This is a genomic window from Thalassovita taeanensis (assembly GCF_900110775.1).
Lineage (GTDB): Bacteria > Pseudomonadota > Alphaproteobacteria > Rhodobacterales > Rhodobacteraceae > Litorimicrobium > Litorimicrobium taeanense.
The window spans coordinates 385,009-407,177 of record NZ_FOEP01000002.1 but is presented as its reverse complement, the minus strand read 5'-3'; the positions used below and the strand labels follow the sequence as shown (position 1 = coordinate 407,177).

Here is a 22,169-nt window from a genome sequence, read left to right as displayed (position 1 = left end):
ACTTTGCACTCGTCTTGGTGCGGCCATGCTAGGGTCCGGGCTGTTTCACTGTCAATCAGTAGTAACGCGTATCCAGCCCGGAGAAAATCAACCATACGTAAGCGTATATATCTGACTCAGATACAGCGCCCGCCGTCCACTTCCATCGCCACGCCGGTGATCATGCTGGCCTCGTCCGAGCACAGGAAACACGCGGAGTTTCCCATGTCCTCGGGCGTGGAAAACCGGCCCAGCGGGATGGTGGACAGGAACTTGGCGCGCATCTCGGGCGTGTCCTCGCCCATGAAGCTGGCCAGCAGCGGCGTTTCCCCCGCCACCGGGCACAGCGCGTTGACCCGCACGCCAAACGGCGCCAGTTCGACCGCCATCGCCTTGGTCGCGGTGATCACCCACCCTTTCGAGGCGTTGTACCAGTTCAGCTTGGGCCGTGGGCTCAGCCCTGCGGTCGAGGCGACGTTCAGAATGCTGCCCGTGCCTGCGGCTTTCATCGCGGGCACCAGATGGCGCGCCATCAGATAAATCGACTTGGCATTCACCGCCAGAACCCGGTCAAACTCGTCCTCGTCGACCTCTTCCATCAGCTTGGGCAAATGGGTGATCCCGGCATTGTTGACCAGAATATCCACACCGCCCATCTGCTCCAGCGCGGCTGCGGCCATCGCCTGCACGCTGGCGTTCTGGGACACGTCAACCTGCACCGCGATCCCGCCCACTTCATCGGCCACCGTCCGGGCCAGTTCGATATTCAGATCCGCCACCATCACCCGTGCGCCTTCAGCTGCGAATTTCCGCACGATCCCCGCGCCAAAGCCCGAAGCCCCGCCGGTCACAATCGCTGTTTTGCCCTGCAATCTCATCCTGTTCTCCCTATTTGGTTCCGTGTCGTCCAAAGCGACATCAATTCCTTCACCGCTGCCTGCCGCACAGCGATAAACTGCGGTGCGGCAGTGTCACGGCCGCGGCCATAGCGGGGATCGTCCTGCCCCGTCACCAAAACGGGCTGCGCGCCAAACTGATCGGCGGTCACATCCAGGATCAGACCGCAGCTTTCCACCCAGGCATGGCCTTTCCAGCCCCAAGGGCTGCGAAATCCCTTGTTGCCCTCGGTCGGGCAACCTGCTGCGAACTCGGCCGCATAGCCTTCGTTGCGCAGCACATCGCGCAAGAACAAGCTGGACCGGCCACAGGTCCCCTGACTTTCTGTCACCAGATCGGGCGTGCCTGCGTGCAGGTGCCACATGCGCCACTGTGGCTCCAGAAACGCGCGAACATCCTGCGCAAGGAGTCGCAAATGCGCGTCGGTCATGTGTTCACCCATGCCAGGCGGCGACGGTCTTCAGCGTGGTAAAACCATACAGCGCCTCGAACCCTTTTTCGCGGCCATGCCCGGATTTCCCCATGCCGCCAAACGGCAGTTCAACCCCGCCCCCCGCGCCATAGTTGTTCAGGAACACCTGACCCGACCGGATCGCCTTGGCCAGCCGCATCTGTCGGCCGCCATCGCTGGTCCAAACGCTGGCGACCAGCCCGTAATCGGTGCCATTGGCGATCACCACCGCCTCGGCCTCATCGTCGAATGGGATCACCACCTGCACCGGGCCGAAAACCTCGTCGCGCGCCAGCGTGTGCGCGGCACTTACCCCCGCAAACAGCGTGGGGCAGACATAGTTCCCGCCTTCAGGCGCACCCTGCAATACGCCTTGGCCGACCGTCTCAAGATCAGCGCCCTGCGCCAGAAATCCGCTGACAATCGCCTTCTGCTTGCCCGAGATCAGCGGGCCAACATCCAGATCGTCCATCGCGGGGCCCACCCTGAGCGCACCATAGCGTTCAGCCATCTTCTCGACGACCTGATCGTAAATCCCGCGCTGCACCAGAATGCGGCTTGAGGCCGAACAGGTCTGCCCGGCGTTCTGCACACCGGCATTCACCAGAAATGGCAGCGCCCGGTCCAGATCGGCATCGTCGAACACCAGTTGCGGGCTTTTCCCGCCCAGCTCCAACGTCACCGGCACCACATTCTGCGCCGCTGCCATCTGCACCTGAATGCCGGTGCCCACCGACCCGGTAAAGCTGATGTGATGCACGCCGGGATGCGCGGTCAGCGCCGCTCCGGCCTCGCTGCCCAGCCCCGGCACGACGTTCAGCGCGCCGTCCGGCAATCCCGCCGCCCGCGCCATATCCGCAAAGGCCAGTGCTGTCAGACAGGCATCCTCGGCCGGTTTCAGCACGCAGGCATTGCCCGTCGCCAAAGCCGCACCAACGCTGCGCCCGATGATCTGCATCGGGTAATTCCACGGTACGATATGCCCGGTCACACCGTGCGGTTCGCGTAGGGTATAAACGGTATAGCCTTCCAGATACGGGATCGTCGCGCCGTGCAGTTTGTCCGCCGCTCCGCCGTAAAACTCCAGATACCGCGCCAGCGCCACCGCATCGGCCCGCGCCTGTTTCAGCGGCTTGCCCACGTCCATCGCCTCGATCCGCGCCAGATCGTCGACCCGCTCCAACACCAGCGCTGCCAGCCGGAACAACACCCGTCCGCGCTCGGCCGCAGGCATCCGGCCCCAAGGGCCTTGCCGTGCCGCCTCTGCCGCCGCCACCGCCGCATCAATATCCGCCGCGCCGCCGCGGGCGATCTGGCCGATTACCGCGCCGGTCGACGGGTTTTCCAACGGCAGCGTCTGCCCGCCCACCGGGGCCACCCATTCGCCGCCGATCAGACATTTCGATGGATCAAACCACAGGTTCAATTCCTTGCTCATGCTCCCCTCCCTCAGGCCGCATCCGCGGGCAACACAGGCGCCGCGGCAATCAATTCCTTGGTGTATTCATGCTGCGGCGTGCTAAACACTGCCTCTGTCGGCCCCTGCTCGACGATCTCGCCGGCCTTCATCACCAACACCCGGTCGGTGATCGAACGAACAACGCTCAGGTCATGGCTGATGAACAGATAGCTCAGCCCGAACCGGTCGCTCAGATCCGCCAGCAGATCCAGCACCTGCGCCCGAACCGAGACATCCAGCGCCGACACCGCCTCGTCGAGGATGATCAGCTCGGGCTTGATGATCAACGCCCGCGCAATCGCGATCCGCTGCCGCTGGCCGCCGCTGAACTCGTGGATGTATTTGTGCTGATCGTCCGACCTAAGCCCGACACTTTCCAACGCCTCGGCAATCGCATCAGCGCGCTGCGCGCCCTTCGGGGGATTGTCCAACAAATGAAACGGTTCGCAGATCAGCCGACCGACCTTCCAGCGCGGGTTGAAGCTGCTGTAGGGGTCCTGAAACACCACCTGCATACGCCTGCGTATGTCGCGGTTGGCGTGGTGCCCGGTAAAGACCGGTTTTCCGTCCAGCGCTATTTCGCCGCTCTGCACCTCTTCCAGCCCCAGAATGGCCCGCGTCAGCGTGGATTTCCCACAGCCGCTTTCGCCCACCAACCCAAGGCTCTCGCCGCGCTTGATGTCGAAACTCACGCCCTTCACCGCGCGGAACGTATGGGTCTTGCCCCACCACCCGCTGGCGTGAATGGTATAGTCCCGCACCACCTCGCGCACCTGCAACAGCGGCGCCTCCTGCGGCTCGGCCACACGGTCAGGCACATGGGTCGAGGCCGCAAGAAGCGCCTTGGAATAAGGATGCTGCATCTCGCGGAACAGCGTCTTTGCCGCGCCGCGCTCGACCACCTCGCCGCGCCGCATGATCACGATCTCGTCGGCCATATCCGCCACCACCGCCAAATCATGGCTGATCAGCAGCAATCCCATGCCATCCTCTTGCACCAACCGCTTCAGCAGCTGCAAAATCTGCGCCTGCGTCGTCACGTCCAGCGCCGTCGTCGGCTCGTCCGCGATCAACAGCTTGGGCCGCAGCGCAATCGCCATTGCGATCACCACCCGCTGCCGCTGCCCGCCGCTTAATTCATGCGGATACCGCGTCAGCGGAAACCGATCATTCGGCAGCTCGGCCCGGCGCAGCGCCTCCGCGGCCCGCGTCATCGCCTCGGCCCGGCTGACCCGCTCGTGTATCAGGATCGTTTCGGCCACCTGATCGCCGATTGTGCGGATCGGGTTCAGCGCCGTCATCGGCTCCTGAAATACCATCCCCACCTCGCGCCCGCGCATCTCGCGCAGATGCGCCTCGCTCAGGGTCAAAACCTCATGCCCACCCAGATCAATCCGCCCGGCACATTCGGCCCCATCCGGCAACAGCTGCATCACCGCAAAGGCGGTCATCGACTTGCCCGATCCGCTTTCGCCGATTACGCCCACGATCTGCCCCGCCGAAACCGACAACGAAACGCCCTTCAAAATTGGCGCCCCGTGGATTTCCAGATCCAGCCCCTCGATCACCAACAGGCTCATCCGCGCACCCTCCGCAATCGCGGGTCAAACATGTCGCGCAGCCCGTCACCCATCAGGTTCAACCCCAACACCGTCAGCAGGATCGCGAAGCCCGGAAACAGCGCCATATGCGGCGCAAACGAAATCATCGTCTGGCTGTCCGCCAACATCCGGCCCCAGCTGGCCGTGGGCGGCTGCGCCCCCAGCCCAACGTAACTCAGCCCGGCCTCGGCCAAAATCCCCAGAGAAAACTGAATGGTCCCCTGCACGATCAGCAGATTGGTCACGTTTGGCAGAATATGCTCGAATGAAATCCGGGCAGCGCCCTTGCCTGCCACCCGCGCGGCCAGCACATAATCGCGCGTCCACAGGCTCAGCGCCCCGCTGCGCGTCAGCCGCGCAAACACCGGAACGTTGAAAATCCCGATGGCGATGATCGCGTTCAGCGCCGACGCCCCGAACACCGCCGTGATCATGATCGCAATCAGCAGGCTGGGGAAGGCAAAGATCAGGTCATTGCCGCGCATGATCAGCTCGTCCAGCAGGCTGCCCTTGTGCGCCGCCGCCGTCAGCCCCAGCGGCACACCAAGCCCCATGCCGATGCCAACCGCCACCAACGCCACCGCGATCGAGGTCCGCGCCCCCGCCATGATCATGCTCAGGATATCGCGGCCAAAGTGGTCGGTTCCCAGAAGATGCGCCCCGCTCGGCCCCTTGATCTTGTTGGGGATGTCCAGAACCGTGATGTCATAGGGCACCCAGATCATACTGATCAGCGCCGCCCCGGTAAAAATCGCCGTCAATACCGCCCCAAGGATCAGGTTTCGGTTCCCCATCAGCGCCGCCCCCGCAACCGCGGATCAACAATGGCATAGGCCATGTCCACCGCGAAATTCACCACGATCACCGCAAAGACCAACAGCATCACCACCGACTCCACCACGATCAGATCGCGCGCTGAAATCGACTGGAACACCAGCCGCCCCAGCCCCGGCAGGAAAAACACATTCTCGATGATGATCGCCCCGGCCAGCAGGAACGAAAACTGCAACCCGATGATCGTCAGCACCGGGATCAATGCGTTGCGCAGCGCATGCCGCCACAACGCCTGCCGCTTGCTCAACCCCTTGGCCCGCGCCGTGCGAATGAAATCCTCACTCAGCGTATCCAACAGGCTTGACCGCATCACCCGCGCCAGAATGCTCGCCTGCGGCAAGGCCAGCGCCACGGCGGGCAGGGTTAGCGACTTCATCGCCAGCAAGAACCCCGCGTCCCATCCGACAAATCCCCCGGCGGAAAACCAACGCAGGTTAATCGCGAACACCAGAACCATCAGCATCGCGAACCAGAAATTCGGGATCGCAACGCCCAGCTGCGTCACCCCCATCACCACCACATCCACAACGGATCCTCGCTTCGATGCGGCCCAGATCCCCGCCGGAAACGCAATCACCGTGCTCAGGCACAGCGCAAACAGCGCCAGCGGCAGAGAGATCCACAACCGTTCGCCAATCATCTCGGCCACCGGGGTGCGATATGTGTATGAAATGCCAAAATCGCCGTGCAGCATCCCGCCTGCCCATCCGGCATAGCGTTCAATCAATGACCCGTTCAGGCCCAACTGCTCGCGCAGCGCCGCCAGCGTGTCCTCCTGCGCGTTGATCCCCAGCATATAGGCCGCCGGATCCCCCGGCACGACCTCCAGCGCCAGGAAAATCACGATCGAGGCCACCACCAGGCTCAGCGCCAAAGACAGCAATCGTTTCAGGAAATAGCGCAGCATTCGCCCCTCGGCTCACTTGCGAAGGCACCGCGCCCCCTTGTTTCTTTCTGACGGAAATACTCCCGCCGGAGGCGTCCGCGCTGTCACCCAACGCGAACGCCCATTTTTTCACACCAGATTATTCGGCCCAGTATACCGCCGTCATGTCGGTCGCCTGCGTCGGGGCATCTTTCCACAAGCCCATCACCTTGGCACTTGCCACGGTGGGGAAGGCCAGCTCGAACAGATAGCCGTTGACGTAATCGGCGCTGATGATCTTCTGCCCCAGCTTCAACAAGGCCGAACGCGCCGCCGGATCGGTGGTGGCATTCAGCTCTTCCATCAGCAGCTGGAACGATTTGTTGTCATACTGAAAATAGTAATCCGGCCGCGCATAGATGCCGACATCCATCGGTTCGGTATGGCTGACGATGCTCAGGCCGAAATCCTTGCCCTTGAACACCTGCTCCAACCACTGCGCCCATTCCAGATTGCTGATCTCGGCGTCGATCCCCACCGCGCGCAGCTGTGCCGCGATGATTTCACCACCCCGGCGCGCATAGGACGGCGGCGGCAGCTTCAGCGTGGTCTTGAACCCGTCGGGGAACCCGGCCTCGGCCAGCAGCTTCTTCGACAGCTCCGGATCATAGGCGCTCATCCCGGTCAGATCGACGTAGTCGGGGTTGTGCGGTGCAAAATGCGTGCCGATGGGGGTGCCGTAGCCAAACATTGCCCCGTCGATGATCGCCTGCCGGTCAATCGCATGCGCCAGCGCCTCGCGCACCTTCACATTGTCAAACGGTGGCATCTTGTTGTTGGTGCTCAGGATTGTCTCACCCTCGGTCGAACCGACCAAGACCTGAAACCGCGGATCGGCCTCGAACTGCGGCAGGTTCTCGGGGGCGGGGAAGCCGACAAAGGCATTCACATCCTCGGCCATCACGGCCGCGAACGCCGCTGTCGGGTCGCTGATGAACTTGAACGCCACCTTGTCCAGCTTGGCAGGCGTGCCCCAATAGGCATCGTTCTTCACCAGGTCGATCTTGTCGCCCTGCACCCAGTTGGCGAACTTGAACGCGCCGGTGCCCACAGGGTTGGTTTTGATATTCTCGATGCTCTCGGGTGCAACGATCACTGCATCGCCCCAGGCCAGATTGAACAGAAGGCTGCCGTTCGGCGCGCTCAGCGTGACCTTGACGGTCAACGGGTCCACGACCTCGACGCTCTCAATCCCGGCAAAAAGCGCCTTTTGCGCGTTCACGCTGTCTTCGGCCCGTGCGCGATCCAACGAAAATTTCACATCCTCGGCGTCCATCGTGCTGCCGTCATGGAACAGCACACCGCCATGCAGCTTGAAGGTATAGGCCAAGCCATCGCTGGAAATCTCCCAGCTTTCCGCCAGTCCGGGGTTGACCGCGCCATCAGCGCCGAACCGCGTCAGCCCCTCGAACACGTTCGAATACAGCACCGAGTCAATCGCACCGGCGGCGGCACTCGTCGGGTCCAGATGCGGCGGCTCAAGCTGCATCGCCACCACGATATCGCTTTTGGCCTGCGCCATGCCAACGCTTGCCGCCAGCGCCAGAACGCTGATCAGCCCGGTGCGGATATTGAGAAGTTTCATCGCCTTACTCCCTGTTATCAGGCCGCGTCACCCGGCTTCGCCAGAAGCTCGATCAACGAGCGGCCCATTACTTTCGCGGAATCAAGCATATCATCCACGCCGACATATTCGTCCGGTTTATGCGCCAGATCCAGAATACCCGGCCCATAGGCGATACAATTCTTCAGTTTGCCAATTCTGTCGATGTGCTTCTGATCATATGTGCCCGGGCTGACGACATATTGCGCCTCTTTTCCCATGGTGGCTTCGATCGCCCGCGCCACAACCTGCACCACCGGCGCGCTTTTTTCGGTCATCGTCGGCAGCACCCGGTGCAGCTCTTGCACGTTATACCGGAACGTCTCGCGCCGCCCTTCGACCGTGCGCAACAGGGCCATGACCTCTTCCTGCACGTCGTCGATATTTTCTTCGATCAGGAACCGCCGATCGATGATCATCCGGCAACTATCTGGCACGCAGGGGCTGGGCAGTCCGGTGAAATCCGCGTCCCCCTCGGCCTGACCACCGTGGATCGAATTGATATTCAGCGTCGATTGCTTGGCCCCCTCGGGCACCACCGGCATATCGGTGCGCTTCAGCGCCAGCGCCGGGAACAGGCTGTCCTCCATCTCGGACACGACCGCCCCCATGTGCCGCACCGCGCAATCGCCAAGGAACGGCATTGATCCGTGGGCGATCTCGCCGAATGTCTCGATCTCAGCCCACCACACGCCGCGATGGCCAAGGCAGATCCGGTCCTTGTTCAGTGGCTCGGGGATAATCACATGCTGCACACGTTCGGGCGTGAAATAGCCCTTTTCCGCCAAATAGGCCACGCCGCCGAAACCGCCCGATTCTTCGTCCGCAGTGCCGCTGATCTCGATCGCGCCGGCAAAATCGGGGCAGACCGCCAGAAACGCTTCTGCCGCCACGATGCTGGCCGCCAGCCCGCCCTTCATGTCGCACGCGCCGCGCCCGTAAATCTTGCCGTCTTTCAATACGCCACCGAATGGATCGACGGTCCAGCCAAGCCCGACATCGACCACATCGATATGGCTGTTGAAGTGCACACACTCGCCTGCAACACTGCCTTCGCGCCGCGCCACCATGTTCCAACGTGGGTATTTCTCGCAGTCACCGGGGCTGCCGATGGCGCGCACCAACTCGACCTCAAACCCCGAAGCCCTCAGCCGCTTTTCCAGAAACACGCAGATGTCGCGGTAGTTTTCACCGGGTGGGTTGAGCGTGGGAATACGGATCAGGTCCTGCGTCAGCGCGATCAGGTCATCACGGCGGGCATCGATCTCGTCGCAAAGGCGGTCTGTCACAGACATGGTCAGGCTCCGGCGGGTTGCAATCTTGTATGGAACTATGCTTGTGTTGCGCTACGGTGCCAAGACCGTATGAACACGGTGACAGATGACGAACCTTGATCAGCTTGCTTTTGACAACGCGCCGATGGGCATCGCCCTGACCGAACACCGCGTGATCCAATCGTGCAACGATACCTTCGCGCAGATGTTCGGCTATCCCAAATCCACCCTGATCGGGCAAAGCTTTCGCCTGCTGTACGGCACGGATCAGGAGTTCCATCAGGTGCGCGACATCGGCCTCGAACCGCTGCGCCGCTCGCATCCCTATACGGATGAACGCATCATGCGCCGCGCCGATGGCACCACCTTCTGGTGCCGTTTCCGCGCCCGCACGCTCAGCCCCGATGATCCGCTGGCCCGTATCGTGCTCAGCTTTGCGTTGATCGAAACAACCCCCACCGGCCCCACGCTGACCCCGCGCGAACGCGAGGTGCTGATGTGGCTGTCCCGTGGGCGCACCAGCAAGGAAATCGGTCAGGTGCTGGGCCTGTCACCGCGCACCATCGAAGACGTGCGCGCCCGCCTTCTGCGCAAGTTCAAGGTCAAGAATGTGGCCGTTTTGCTGTCGCGCCTGTCCGGGTTCGGGCAATAGGGCGCTGGCGGCACACCGCGTCGCCAGCCGACCGAACCGTTCATATCCAAGACGGCCGCGCTTGGGGCCTCAGCCCACGGCGGCGCGAATGGCCCGCATGTTTTCGCCATATGGCGCCGGGTTGCTGACCGATCCGCCTTTGAATACCGCCGACCCGGCCACCAGAACATCGGCCCCGGCTGCGGCCACCAAGGGCGCGGTTTCCGGCGTCACACCGCCATCAATCTCGATATGGATCGGACGGTCGCCGATCATGGCGCGCAGCTTGCCGACCTTCTCGACCTGCGAATGGATGAACTTCTGCCCGCCAAAACCGGGGTTCACCGTCATCACGCAGATCAGATCGACCATATCCAGCAGATAGTCGCAGGCCTCGGCAGGGGTGCCGGGGTTCAGCGCCAGCCCGGCCTTGGCCCCGGCGCCGCGGATCGCCTGCATTGTGCGGTGAATATGCGGCGTCGCCTCGACATGGGCGGTGATCACATCGGCTCCGGCCTGCGCGAAGGCGTCGATATACTGATCCACCGGCGAGATCATCAGATGCACATCCATCACTGTCTTGATATGCGGGCGGATCGCGGCGCACAGCGGCGGGCCAAAGGTCAGGTTGGGCACGAAATGCCCGTCCATCACATCCACATGCACCCAGTCGCAACCCTGCGCTTCGATCGCCTGAATTTCAGCGCCGAAATTGGCAAAATCTGCGGACAGGATCGAGGGCGCGATCTTCAGCGAACGGTCAAAGGACATCATCAACTCTCCGAAAAAGGGAACGGGCGCGGCAGCAACCACGCCCGTCCTATAGAACACCCGCGCGCGGGCGAAAACCCCGCCGGGCTTATTCTGACAATTCGTGATGCGCGGCCACGGCGGCCACCTTTTCGGCGCTGCCGAAAATCAGCGGCGTGCGTCCATGCAGCGTGTCAGCCGCCAGATCAAGGATCGGGGTTTCGCCATCGGTGGCCCCGCCCTGCGCCTGCTCGATCACAAACGCAATCGGCGCGCATTCATAGATCATCCGCAGGCGGCCATTCTCGTAACCGGGTCGCCCATCGCGCGGGTACAGGAAAATCCCGCCACGGGTCAGAATGCGGTGCGTTTCCGCAACCAGTGACCCGACCCAGCGCATGTTGAAATCCTTGCCGCGCGGCCCTTCTTTGCCCGCCAGACACTCGTCGATATAGGTGCGCACCGGCTTGGACCAGTGGCGATAGTTCGAGGCGTTGATCGCAAATTCCTTCGAGGTCGCAGGCACGCTCATCGCCTTCTCGACCAGAACGAATTGCTTGGTGTCGGGGTCCAGCACATATTGCTGCGTGCCCGACCCGAAGGTCACCACCAGACAGCAGGAGGGACCATAAAGGATGTATCCCCCCGTCAGTTGCTCGCGCGCCGGGCGCAGGAAACTGGCCTCGGCCTCATCCTTGGCGTCGAACACCGAAAAGATCGTCCCGATCGACACGTTCACGTCGATGTTGGATGACCCGTCCAGCGGGTCAATCGCCAGCGCATACTTCCCCGCAGGGTCCAGCGTCAGCACCGTTTCCTGCTCCTCCGACGCATACCAGCGCACATTCGCCTCGCGCAACGCGCCCTCGAACATCTCGTCGGCCAGCACATCCAGTGCCTTTTGCGCGTCGCCATCGGTGTTTTCGCCCACCTGACTGCCCAAGGATTGCCCAAGCGGGCCCTTGGCGATCACGGCGGCCACGTCAATCGACACGGCGCACAGCGCATTGATCACCGGGTAAAGCTCGGCTGGAATAAGGTCGGGGGAAATCACGCTAGGCTGACTGGGCATATCTCACATCCGTTAGGAGAGGCTGAAAATGGATATATATGCTATTTCAGACCTGAGCAGAAATTTGAATGCCAAAACGCCGTGTTGCGCGTTTACGTCCGCCATTCGCGCGGCAATTGCCACCTATTCCCGCCGTGCGGAATGATATTTCGCCATATTGATCGCGCATTGCCTTTGTGACAGTGTAACCCGCAATAGGGGGAGCATCATGGACAGATTTGGCGGAAAAATTGCCATCGTGACGGGTGCCTCCAGTGGAATCGGCAAAGCCACGGCGCAGCGGCTGGCCGACGAAGGCGCAGCCGTGGCACTGGTCGATATCAATGCCGAGGCGCTGAAACACGCCATTCCCACCAGCGGCGCCAACCACATGACCTTCACCTGCGACGTGTCCGACGAAGATGCGGTCAAAGCCTGCATCGCGCAGGTGCTTGACCGCTATGGCCGCCTCGATGTGATCTGCAACAATGCGGGCGTCACCTGCACCCCGGCACCGATCACAGAAATCGACACCGGCGAGCTGAACCGCGTCTTCGGCGTCAATCTGTTTGCGACGATGTATTTCATCAAACACGGCGCGCCCGCGATGATCGCGCAGGGCAGCGGTGCGATCGTCAATACCGCGTCGGTCGCGGGGATCCGGTCGGGGGCAGGGGGCAATATCTACTCGGCCTCCAAGGCCGGGGTGATCAACCTGACCCAGACAACCGCCTGCGATCTGGGCGGCCACGGCATTCGCGTCAACGCGGTCTGCCCCGGCCTGATCGAAACCGGCATGACCAAGCCGATTTTTGACATGGCCCGCAGCGCCGGCAAAGAGGACCGCCTGGGCGCGCGCGCCGAACTACGCCGCTATGGCCGCCCCGAAGAAATCGCTTCGGTCATCGCCTTTCTGGCCAGCGACGACGCCAGCTTCATGACCGGGCAAGCCCTGCCGGTGGATGGGGGCAACAGCGCATCGCTCAGCTTGCCGGGGATGAAATTTTGACACGCACAAGGCCGCACCCCCATGCTTGACCGCCATAAATCTGTTTGGCCCGAAGGGGTTCCGCATCACCTTGACCTGCCAGAGCAGACCCTGACGCAGAACCTGATCAATGCCGCCGCCCAATATGCTCAGCGGCCCGCCGTGATCTATCATGGCAACACCCTGACCTATGCGCAGCTTTCGCAACAGGTCGACGCGCTGGCCGGCTACCTGCAAAATGTCGCGGGCGTGACGCGCGGCGACCGGGTGCTGCTCTATATGCAAAACAGCGCGCATTTCGTGATCGGCTATTATGCCATCCTGCGCGCCGATGCGGTGGTGATCCCCGTCAACCCCATGAGCCGCCACGCCGAGTTGCAGCACTATGCCCGCGACGCAGGGGCCGATGTCATGCTGGCGGGGCAAGAGCTGACCAGCTTTGCCACGCCGCTGGTCGACGAAGGCCTGCTGAACACCATTATTGTCGGCCATTACGGCGAACTCGCCGATCCCGGCTATGACATTCCGTTGCCCGCGCCCATGGACACGCTTGATCCGGCTGCGATTGCAGGCCCCGGCGTTGTGCGCTGGTCCGACGCAGTGGCGCGCGGCGAAAGACCCGCCGCACCGCAGGCCACCCCTGACGACCTTGCCGTGATCCCCTACAGCTCGGGTACGACGGGGCAACCCAAGGGCTGCGTCCACACCCACCGGACGGTGCAGGTGACGCTTGTGGGCAGCTTGGTGTGGAACCCGATGACCGAACACGACATCAGCCTGACCGTGCTGCCGCTGTTCCACGTCACCGGCATGCAGGCCGCGATGAACAGCCCGCTGTATTCCGGCGGATGCCTTGTGATCATGACCCGCTGGAACCGCGTGGTCGCGGCCGAGCTGATAAAACGCTACCACGTCACCCGCTGGCGCTCGATCTCGACCATGGTGATTGATCTGCTCAACGATCCCGATTTCGCCCGCTATGACCTGTCCAGCCTTACCGCCGTCGGCGGCGGCGGCGCCCCCATGCCCGAGGCGATCGCCAAGCGCCTGAAAGGCATGACCGGCCTCGACTATATCGAAGGCTACGGCCTGTCCGAAACCATGGCCGCCCTCCACATGAACCCCCCTGCCGCCGCAAAGCGGCAATGCCTCGGGATTCCGATCTTCGACGTCGACAGCCGCATCCTCGGCGTCTCCGACGGTGCCCAGCTTGGCCCCAACGAAGTGGGCGAGATTGTCACCTCTGCCCCGCAGGTTTTTCTGGGCTACTGGCAGAACGAAGAGGCCACCAAACAGGCCTTCTTTCAGCTCGACGGCAAAACCTTCTTTCGCACCGGCGATCTGGGATATTACGATGAAGACGGCTATTTCTTCATGGTTGACCGGGTCAAGCGCATGATCAACGCCGCAGGCTTCAAGGTCTGGCCCGCCGAGGTCGAAGCCCTGATGCACCGCAACCCGGATATCGCCGAGGTCTGTATCATCGGCACGCCGGACCCACGCCGCGGCGAAACCGTCAAAGCCTATGTCGTGCTGACCGCAGCCGCCCAAAACCGGGTCACGGCGCAGGACATCATCGAGTGGTGCAAAACCGAAATGGCGGCTTATAAATGCCCGCGCGACATCGCCTTTGTCGATGCGCTGCCCAAATCCGCGTCGGGAAAGGTGCTTTGGCGGGCACTGCAGGATCAGGAACGCGCGAACCTCGCACAGGCCGAGGCCGCAGATGGATGATCCCGATACACCGCTTGACCTGTTTCACTGCTATACACTAGGTGCAGCCCATCCCGCGCAGGGGATCGCGCAGCCACTCACAACCAAGTCAGGGACACCCGCGTGAGGAAAAGGACAGCATCGGACACCGGCGAAGAGCCCGCCGAGAACGAACACAGCGGTGACCGCCAGTTCGTGACGGCCCTGCATCGCGGGTTGGATATTCTGCGCGCGTTTCGCCCCGCCGACATCGGCGGTCTGGGCAACCGCGAACTGGCTGAACGCACCGGCCTGCCCAACTCCACCGTCTCGCGGCTGACCTATACCCTGCTGAAGCTGGGGTATCTGGTCTATGACGAAGATACCGGACGCTACCGTATGGGGCTGCCGGTGCTCAGCCTTGGCTATGCCTGCCTTGACGGGATGAAGATCCGCGAAACCGCGCAACCCTACATGCAGCGCCTCGCCGACGATTGCGGCGATGGCGTGCTGGTGGCGCTTGGCGGCCGCGATGACATGTCGATGAGCTATATCGCCTGTGCCCGCTCGACTATGGGCATGGTGTCGCTTCAGCTCAATGTCGGCTCGCGCATTTCGCTGGCCCGGTCCGCCATGGGCCGCGCGTATATCGCGGGCACAACCGAAACCGAACGCGCCCAGATCATGGAGCGGATCCAGGACCGAACCCCACCCGCGGACTGGCCCCGCATGCGCGACGAAATCCTAGACGCCGCCGAGCAGATCCGCACCCAGGGATTTTACGTCAGTATGGGCAAATGGCAGCCCGATGTGCACGCGGTCTCGGTGCCCTATCGCTCGGTGCACGGCCATACGCCGATGCTGGCCTTCAACCTTGGTGGGCCGGGCTATATCCTGCCGCGCGAACGGCTGGTCAACGACCTGGGGCCGAAGCTGGTGCAGATGACGCAAATGATCGCCCGCACCGGCGTCTGACCCCCGCTTGCGTCAGGGCAGCAGAACCAACTTGCCTGTCGCCCCACGGCCCAACACGCGGGTCAGAACCTGCGCCGCATCGGACAACGGATACCGCCCCTCGATCACCGGCTTGATCTTGCCCGCGGCATACCAACCGATCAGCTCGGCCATGTTCTCGGCATAGGTCTTCGGCTCGTACCGGGTGAAGTTGCCCCAGAATACACCGACGACCGAGTATTCCTTGACCAGCGACAGATTGACCGGAAACTTCGGGATTTCACCGCTGGCAAAGCCGATGATCAACAATCGCCCGTTGCGCGCCATCGCGCGTGAACAGGCATCGAATGCCGCCCCGCCGACCACGTCAAAAACCACATCCGCGCCCTTGCCACCGGTCAACCGCTTGATGTCATCCTTCAGCGCGTCATATCCCACTGCCTCATCGGCTCCGGCCTCAAGCGCGAGCGCGCGCTTTGCTTCGGTTGAACACACGGCAATCACCCGCGCGCCCATGATCTTGCCGATTTGAATCGCCGCCACACCTGTCGCGCCCGCAGCCCCCAGAACCACCAGCGTTTCGCCCGCCTTAAGCTGCGCCCGCTGCTTCAGCGCGTGATGCGAGGTGCCATAGGCCACCAGCAAGGCACAGGTATCAGCCGCATCCATATCCGGCCCGATCGGGAAAACGCGCGCCTCGTCGGCCAGCACCTTCTCGGCGTATCCGCCCAGCGTGGTAATCGTTGCCACCCGGTCGCCCGGCTTCAGCGTTTTGACATCAGGCCCGACGCTTTCGATCACGCCCACGGCCTCCATGCCGGGGACAAACGGATGCTCGGGGCGCAGCTGATACAGCCCCTGCACCAGCAACCCGTCGGGATAATTCACTCCCGCAGCCTCGATCTGGATCACGACCTGATCGCCCGTGGCGACCGGATCGGCGACCTCGGTGTATTGCAACTTGTCGAGCGGCGCAAATTCAGTGCAGACAATGGCTTTCATCAAGGCTCCTCCGGTTGAAAACCCAGCCCCTCCTCGGGCCAAATACTGCGCCAGCCTAAACAGCCCTTCAGGCTTCAGCAACCGCCGCCGCCTCTGGTTGCGAAAAATGATGCTGCGGCCAAAACCCGGCGTGAAACCGCTTTGGATTGTGTCGAACGCAGGCTACGCTCCACGATGGGAGAACACACGACCATCAGGGAGGAGACCATGCAAGGCATGATGATGCAGCGCCCGCTGCTGATCAGCGATATTTTGACCTACGCGTCCGAGGCACACCCGGAAGCCGAGATCATTTCGGCCCGGACCGAAGGCGACCTGCACCGCCAGACCTATCCGCAAACCAGCCGCCGTGTGGCGCAGCTTGCGCATGCGCTGACCGCGATGGGGGTGCAGCTGGGCGACCGGATTGCCACGCTGGCGTGGAACGGCCACCGGCACTATGAACTCTATTTCGCGATTTCCGGCATTGGCGCCATCTGCCATACGATCAACCCGCGCCTGTCGGCCGAGCAGTTGATCTATATCGTCAACCACGCCGAAGACCGCGTGATCTTCGTGGACACAACCTTTGTTCCGATCCTCGAAGCGGTGCAGGCACAACTGCCGCAGGATCTGACCTATGTCGTGATGACGGATCGCGCGCACATGCCCGCCAACACCCTCAACGCGCTATGCTATGAAGAGCTGTTGGAGGGCCACCCCGAGCATTTCGACTGGCCCGAGTTCCCCGAAGATACCGCCGCAGGCCTGTGCTATACCTCCGGCACAACCGGCAATCCCAAGGGCGCGCTGTATTCGCACCGCTCAACCGTGTTGCAGGCGCTGATGGTGGTTCTGGCGCAGGGCTCGGCCTTTCCTGATGGCGCAAAGGTGCTGCCGGTCGTGCCGCTGTTCCACGTCAACGCCTGGGGTCTGCCCTATGTTGCGGCGCTGGCGGGTCTGTCGCTGGTGATGCCCGGCGCACATCTGGACGGCCCCAGCCTGTTCACGCTCATGGATGCCGAAAAGGTGTATTCCGCTTGGGGCGTCCCCACCGTCTGGATGGGCCTCCTGGCCGAGATCAAGGCCCAAGGCCGCACACCCGAAGGCTTTTCCGATGTTCTCGTCGGTGGCTCCGCCGCGCCGCGTTCAATGATCGAAACCTTCGAAAACCTCGGCGTCAACGTCGGCCACGCCTGGGGCATGACCGAGATGAGCCCGATCGGCACCCACGGCTCCATGCCCGCCTATGTCCGGCGGATGCCGTTCGAAAAGCGCGTCGATATGAAAGCCAAACAAGGCCGCCGCGTGTTCGGAGTCGAGATGAAGATTGTCGATGACACCGGCACCCGCCTGCCACATGACGGCAAAACCGCGGGCGAGCTGTTCGTGCGCGGCAACACCGTCATCTCCGGCTATTTCAGGAATCCTGATGCCTCGTCCGGTGCGATGGACGCCGAGGGGTGGTTTGGCACCGGGGATATTGCCACCATCGACCCCACCGGCTTTCTGTCGATTCAGGACCGCTCCAAGGACCTGATCAAGTCGGGCGGGGAATGGATCAGCTCGATCGACCTGGAAAACGCCGCCATGTCGCACCCGGCCATCGCCAATTGCGCCGCCATCGCCATGCCGCACCCGAAATGGGATGAACGCCCGGTCCTGATCGCCGTCGCCGCCACCGCAGATCGCCCCACGTTGGAAGAACTGCACGCCCACATGGCCGAACACTTCGCCAAATGGCAGATGCCCGATGATCTGATCTGGATCGAGTCGCTGCCGCTGACCGCAACCGGCAAAACCTCGAAACTAACGCTGCGTCAGAATTTCGAGGGCTATCAGCTCCCGGATCTGCGTTAAAAGTCCGGGCGGCCAACATGGCCGCCCGGCTGTGCCCCCAAAGGCCCGCATATTCGGCACCGCCAAAACCGGCACAGATGTCTTGTTAATCCGTTTGTGAAATCCTATTCTGCACTGCAAAATAATCGTCAGGGGAGGGGCGGCATGCGCGAAGAGACACGCGATCACTGGCTAATCAACGCTCACATGACCCGGACATTCTGCACCGCCGCGCCCCGCGCACCCAAGCAGACCTCCCAATCAAGGAGCCGCCAATGACCACAATCCCCCCCGAAGCGTCCAAGGCCATGGTCGGTCAGGACGTTGGCGTGTCGAAATGGTTCACCATTGATCAGAACATGATCGACACTTTCGCCGACGTGACCTTCGACCACCAATATATCCACGTGGATCCGGCTCGCGCCGCGGCATCGCCTTTCGGCGGCACCATCGCGCACGGCTTTCTGACGCTCTCACTGTTGCCCGCCATGGCCGCCGATGCCGTGCCCGCGATGGAGGGCGTCACGATGGGCGTCAACTATGGCTTCGACAAGCTGCGCTTCATCTCGCCGGTCCGGGTCAATTCCCGCGTCCGGGGCCGTTTTGTTCTGGCCGAGTATAAAGACATCCGCCCCGGCGAGGTGCAGACCAAGCTTGAGGTCACGGTCGAGACCGAGGGACAGGATAAGCCCGCCCTTGCCGGGCTCTGGCTGGCGCGCAGATATTTTGGCGACACCGCAGACTGACCGCCTGCGCCCACAACTGATTCAACCAAAGGAACATAAAATGCGTGACGCTGTCATCGTTTCAACTGCCCGTACTGCAATCGGCAAGGCCTATCGCGGAGCCTTCAATGACACTCAGGCTCAGGCGCTGGCAGGTCATGCCATTCAGAACGCCGTCGCGCGCGCCGGGCTCGAAGGGCACGAGGTCGAAGACGTGGTCTGCGGTGCCGCGCTGCAGCAGGGCTCCACCGGTGGCAACATCGCCCGTCAGGCCGCCATGCGCGCCGGGCTGCCAACCTCTGTGGCCGGACAGTCGATGGACCGGCAATGCGCCAGCGGCATGATGGCAATTGCCACCGCAGCCAAACAGGTGATCTGTGATGGCATGGATATCGCCGTCGGCGCCGGGGTCGAAAGCATCTCGCTGGTGCAGAACGACAAGATGAACCTCTTTCGTGCGCGTGACCCCTGGCTGAAACAGAACCTGCCCGCGCTTTATATGTCGATGCTGGAAACCGCCGAAAACGTGGCCCAGCGGTATGGCGTGACCCGCGAGGAACAGGACGAATATTCGCTCCGCTCGCAGCAACGCACCGCTGCGGCACAAGAGGCTGGCAAATTCGACGACGAAATCGTGCCCATGACCACCTCGATGAAGGTCATGGACAAGGCCACCAAAGAAGTCTCCGACGTCGAGATCACGATCGCCAAGGACGAGGGCAACCGCCCTTCGACCACGCTGGAGGGGCTGCAATCGCTGTCGCCGGTGCACAAGGGCGGGCTGTTTCTGGAACAGGGCAGCTTCATCACCGCAGGCAACGCCAGCCAGCTGTCTGACGGCGCATCCGCAAGTGTCATCATGGAGGCCAAGACCGCCGAAAAACGCGGCCTGACCCCGCTGGGCCGCTATGTCGGCATGGCCGTCGCCGGATGCAACCCCGATGAAATGGGCATCGGCCCGATCTATGCGGTGCCGAAGCTGCTGGAAAAGAACGGCCTGAAGATGGACGATATCGGCCTTTGGGAGTTGAACGAGGCCTTCGCCTGTCAGGTTCTGCAATCGGCCAAGGTTCTGGGCATCCCGCACGAGCTGCTGAACGTCAACGGCGGCGCGATTTCGGTCGGCCACCCCTATGGCATGTCAGGCGCGCGCATGGTCGGGCACGCATTGATCGAAGGCAAACGTCGCGGCGCCAAATATGTCGTCTGCACCATGTGCGTGGGCGGCGGTATGGGCGCGGCGGGCCTGTTCGAGGTGCTCTGACAACCGACTTGGCATCCTGTCTGTATACCGACGCAATACAGACAGGATACCGACGTAATACCGACGTGCATTTTCCCAACGCCAAAGGCCCCGTTTCAATGCCTGAACTTTATGTCGTCCGCCATGCGCAAGCCTCGTTCGGGGCTGCCAACTATGACGTGCTGTCCGATCTTGGGCACAAGCAATCCATCGCGTTGGGCCAAGCATTGGCCGCGCAGGGCGTGCGCCCCGACGCCTTTGTCATCGGCCAGCAACGCCGCCACCGCGAAACCTTCGAAGGCATCGCCAAGGGCATGGGGCTGGATCCGGAAGATGCCGAAATTCACAGTGGTCTCAATGAGTTCGACTTCAAATCACTGCTGAATGCCCGCTTCCGCCACGGCGCGGCACCCAAGAATATGCACACGGATCGGACGGCGCATTTCCGCACTTTGCGCGACACGGTTCTGGCTTGGCAACGCGACGAAATCACTGATCCGCCCGAAACCTGGGCGCAATTCACCGCCCGCGTCGAAGCCGCACGGCAGGCATTGGCCCGGCAAGGCACCAAACAACTGCTCGCCGTCAGCTCTGCCGGCGCCATTGGTCAGCTGGTCGCCTCAACCTTGCAAGCCCCTGATGCTCAACAAATAAAACTGCAACTTCAGATGAAAAACTGCGCTGTGAACCGCTTTGTCTATTCCGACCACAGCTTCTATCTGCATGGCTTCAACGAGACCCCCCATATCAACGCGGCCAATGCCGACGAGATGCTGACCTACAGCTGAGGAGAGAGACATGGCAACGAACCCCGCCGGGCAACTCGACACCGCCGCCGTCGCAAGCTGGCTACAAGATCGGATCGAAGGCTTTGAAGGCCCCATCGAGGCCGAGAAATTCGAGGTCGGGCAGTCAAACCCCACCTTCCGGCTGCGCACCCCCAAACGCACCTATGTCCTGCGCCGCAAGCCTCCGGGCGTTCTGCTGAAGTCGGCTCATGCGGTGGACCGCGAGTTTCGGGTGCAATCCGCGCTCCAGGGCACCGACGTCCCCGTCGCCAAAATGTTCGTGCTGTGCGAGGACGACAGCGTCATCGGGTCGGCCTTCTATGTCATGGAGGAAATCGTCGGTCGCCATTTCGACGACCCACGCCTGCCAGAACTCGCCATCGCCGATCGCCGCCCGATCGTGGACGAGATGAACCGGGTTCTGGCCGCGATCCACTCGGTGGATCTGACCGCCACCGGCCTGTCCGACTATGGTCCCGAGGGCAATTATTACCGTCGTCAGATTGACCGCTGGACCAAGCAATATCGCGCATCGGAAACTCGGTTGATCCCGGAAATGGAAGAGCTGATCAACTGGCTGGACAGCAACATCCCCGAGGAAGACGGGCAGCGCACGCTGGTGCATGGCGATTATCGCATCGACAATATGCTGTTTGCCAAGGACGCCCCGCGGTGTGCCGCCGTGCTGGATTGGGAGCTGTCCACCATCGGACACCCCTATGCCGATCTGGCCGCCGTGATCATGCAGTGGAAAATGCCGCCGGGAGGCGACGGCCGCGGCCTTGCGGGGGTGGATCGCACCGCCGAGGGGCTGATGTCGGATGAGGATTTCATCGCCGCCTATTGCACCCGGCGCGGGCTGGGCGGGATCGACAGGTTCGGCTTCTATCTTGCCTTTACCTTCTTCCGCATGGCCGCCATCATCCAAGGCGTGTTCAAACGCGCGTTGGACGGCAATGCCTCAAACCCCGAACGCGCCCGTATTCTGGGCGGGTACGTGCCGCGTTTCGCACAGAACGGGCTGACTGCGGCCCATAGCGTCTGAGTCAGGGAAAACGCCAAGCATGAACGACAAACAAGCCCCCACCGAGCCGGAACCGGAATTGATCGAGGCATCCTATGCGCTGCAAATTCATCTTGGATTTGAGGTGAAGGGATGGTCAACGGATTATGCCCGGGTCGAGCAGCCGCTGCATCCCTTTTTGATGAACCGAAACGGGATACCGCATGGTGGGATCTATGCCACGCTGTTGGATACGGCGATGGGGTTTGCGGGGTGTTATACTGGTGATCGCGACAATCCGCGCACCTGCCTGACGCTGACGCTGAACGTCAACTATCTTGCGCAGGCCAAGGGCAAGCTGCTGATCACAGAAGCCTTCCGCACAGGTGGCGGGCGCAAGATCTATTTCGCCGAAGGCCTTGTCACCGACGAACTGGGCACGAAAATCGCCTCGGCCACCGGGGCATTCCGATATCGGTCATGACGACCGACGATACCACA

At 62.2% G+C, this 22,169-nt stretch carries 21 protein-coding genes; 10 read left to right on the top strand and 11 right to left on the bottom strand.

Annotated features, from left to right (window positions below; translation table 11 throughout):
* Positions 1-116 precede the first annotated feature (116 nt).
* The 8 genes from BSF79_RS04420 to BSF79_RS04385 form a co-directional block, all read right to left on the bottom strand.
* A complete protein-coding gene (locus tag BSF79_RS04420; RefSeq protein WP_090268619.1) occupies positions 117-857 on the bottom strand; it encodes an SDR family oxidoreductase in 741 nt (246 codons plus the stop codon).
* Positions 854-1,306 (bottom strand): hypothetical protein, encoded by a 453-nt coding sequence (locus BSF79_RS04415; protein ID WP_139246377.1) that lies wholly within the window; start codon positions 1,304-1,306, stop codon positions 854-856. The genes BSF79_RS04420 and BSF79_RS04415 overlap by 4 nt, the downstream gene beginning before the upstream one ends.
* Before the next feature lie 4 nt (positions 1,307-1,310).
* Positions 1,311-2,765, bottom strand: a complete 1,455-nt coding sequence (locus tag BSF79_RS04410) for an aldehyde dehydrogenase family protein (RefSeq protein WP_090268617.1) — start codon at positions 2,763-2,765, stop codon at positions 1,311-1,313.
* 11 nt (positions 2,766-2,776) lie between these two features.
* The gene (locus BSF79_RS04405; RefSeq protein ID WP_090268616.1) at positions 2,777-4,366 is read right to left on the bottom strand and encodes an ABC transporter ATP-binding protein; all 1,590 of its coding nucleotides are present in this window, start codon (positions 4,364-4,366) and stop codon (positions 2,777-2,779) included.
* Complete coding sequence (locus BSF79_RS04400) at positions 4,363-5,181, bottom strand: ABC transporter permease (RefSeq protein ID WP_090268615.1); 819 nt, start codon at positions 5,179-5,181, stop codon at positions 4,363-4,365. Before BSF79_RS04400 ends, BSF79_RS04405 begins: the two co-directional genes overlap by 4 nt.
* Positions 5,181-6,128, bottom strand: coding sequence for an ABC transporter permease (locus BSF79_RS04395; RefSeq protein ID WP_090268614.1), 948 nt, complete (start codon positions 6,126-6,128; stop codon positions 5,181-5,183). The genes BSF79_RS04400 and BSF79_RS04395 overlap by 1 nt, the downstream gene beginning before the upstream one ends.
* Before the next feature lie 118 nt (positions 6,129-6,246).
* Positions 6,247-7,731 carry an ABC transporter substrate-binding protein gene (locus tag BSF79_RS04390; RefSeq protein ID WP_090268613.1) on the bottom strand — a complete coding sequence of 495 codons (1,485 nt, stop codon included), beginning with the start codon at positions 7,729-7,731 and terminating at the stop codon, positions 6,247-6,249.
* A gap of 17 nt (positions 7,732-7,748) precedes the next feature.
* Positions 7,749-9,044, bottom strand: a complete 1,296-nt coding sequence (locus BSF79_RS04385; protein WP_090268612.1) for an acetylornithine deacetylase/succinyl-diaminopimelate desuccinylase family protein — start codon at positions 9,042-9,044, stop codon at positions 7,749-7,751.
* An 85-nt stretch (positions 9,045-9,129) separates the two neighbouring features.
* Between BSF79_RS04385 and BSF79_RS04380 the strand changes: the two genes are divergently transcribed.
* A complete protein-coding gene (locus BSF79_RS04380) occupies positions 9,130-9,675 on the top strand; it encodes a PAS and helix-turn-helix domain-containing protein (RefSeq protein WP_090268611.1) in 546 nt (181 codons plus the stop codon).
* A 69-nt stretch (positions 9,676-9,744) separates the two neighbouring features.
* On the opposite strand, the gene rpe is transcribed toward BSF79_RS04380, so the two are convergent.
* Positions 9,745-10,425 (bottom strand): ribulose-phosphate 3-epimerase, encoded by a 681-nt coding sequence (gene rpe, locus BSF79_RS04375; protein ID WP_090268729.1) that lies wholly within the window; start codon positions 10,423-10,425, stop codon positions 9,745-9,747.
* Positions 10,426-10,513: 88 nt separating this feature from the next.
* Positions 10,514-11,476 carry a class 1 fructose-bisphosphatase gene (locus tag BSF79_RS04370; RefSeq protein WP_090268610.1) on the bottom strand — a complete coding sequence of 321 codons (963 nt, stop codon included), beginning with the start codon at positions 11,474-11,476 and terminating at the stop codon, positions 10,514-10,516.
* A 208-nt stretch (positions 11,477-11,684) separates the two neighbouring features.
* Here BSF79_RS04370 and BSF79_RS04365 point away from each other — a divergent pair, with 208 nt between their 5' ends.
* From BSF79_RS04365 to BSF79_RS04355, 3 genes are all read left to right on the top strand, one after another.
* Positions 11,685-12,464 (top strand): SDR family NAD(P)-dependent oxidoreductase, encoded by a 780-nt coding sequence (locus BSF79_RS04365; protein ID WP_090268609.1) that lies wholly within the window; start codon positions 11,685-11,687, stop codon positions 12,462-12,464.
* Positions 12,465-12,485: 21 nt separating this feature from the next.
* Positions 12,486-14,177: a long-chain-fatty-acid--CoA ligase gene (locus BSF79_RS04360; RefSeq protein ID WP_090268608.1), complete on the top strand. Its 1,692-nt coding sequence runs from the start codon at positions 12,486-12,488 to the stop codon at positions 14,175-14,177.
* Between the two features lie 102 nt (positions 14,178-14,279).
* Positions 14,280-15,110 carry an IclR family transcriptional regulator gene (locus tag BSF79_RS04355; RefSeq protein ID WP_090268607.1) on the top strand — a complete coding sequence of 277 codons (831 nt, stop codon included), beginning with the start codon at positions 14,280-14,282 and terminating at the stop codon, positions 15,108-15,110.
* 12 nt (positions 15,111-15,122) lie between these two features.
* Here the strand turns inward: BSF79_RS04355 and BSF79_RS04350 are convergent, their stop codons facing one another.
* Positions 15,123-16,091, bottom strand: coding sequence for an NADPH:quinone oxidoreductase family protein (locus BSF79_RS04350; RefSeq protein ID WP_090268606.1), 969 nt, complete (start codon positions 16,089-16,091; stop codon positions 15,123-15,125).
* A gap of 207 nt (positions 16,092-16,298) precedes the next feature.
* On the opposite strand from BSF79_RS04350, the gene BSF79_RS04345 reads away from it, so the two are divergent.
* The 6 genes from BSF79_RS04345 (at position 16,299) to BSF79_RS04320 (ending at position 22,152) form a co-directional block, all read left to right on the top strand.
* A complete protein-coding gene (locus BSF79_RS04345; RefSeq protein WP_090268728.1) occupies positions 16,299-17,930 on the top strand; it encodes a long-chain fatty acid--CoA ligase in 1,632 nt (543 codons plus the stop codon).
* A gap of 254 nt (positions 17,931-18,184) precedes the next feature.
* Entirely contained in the window at positions 18,185-18,655 is a 471-nt protein-coding gene (locus BSF79_RS04340; RefSeq protein WP_090268605.1) for a MaoC family dehydratase, read from the top strand.
* A 40-nt stretch (positions 18,656-18,695) separates the two neighbouring features.
* On the top strand, positions 18,696-19,898 hold the full coding sequence (locus BSF79_RS04335) for an acetyl-CoA C-acyltransferase (RefSeq protein ID WP_090268604.1): 1,203 nt from the start codon (positions 18,696-18,698) through the stop codon (positions 19,896-19,898).
* Between the two features lie 98 nt (positions 19,899-19,996).
* Entirely contained in the window at positions 19,997-20,665 is a 669-nt protein-coding gene (locus BSF79_RS04330; protein WP_090268603.1) for a histidine phosphatase family protein, read from the top strand.
* 10 nt (positions 20,666-20,675) lie between these two features.
* Positions 20,676-21,710, top strand: coding sequence for a phosphotransferase family protein (locus BSF79_RS04325; protein WP_090268602.1), 1,035 nt, complete (start codon positions 20,676-20,678; stop codon positions 21,708-21,710).
* A 19-nt stretch (positions 21,711-21,729) separates the two neighbouring features.
* Positions 21,730-22,152 (top strand): PaaI family thioesterase, encoded by a 423-nt coding sequence (locus BSF79_RS04320; protein ID WP_090268601.1) that lies wholly within the window; start codon positions 21,730-21,732, stop codon positions 22,150-22,152.
* Positions 22,153-22,169 lie beyond the last annotated feature (17 nt).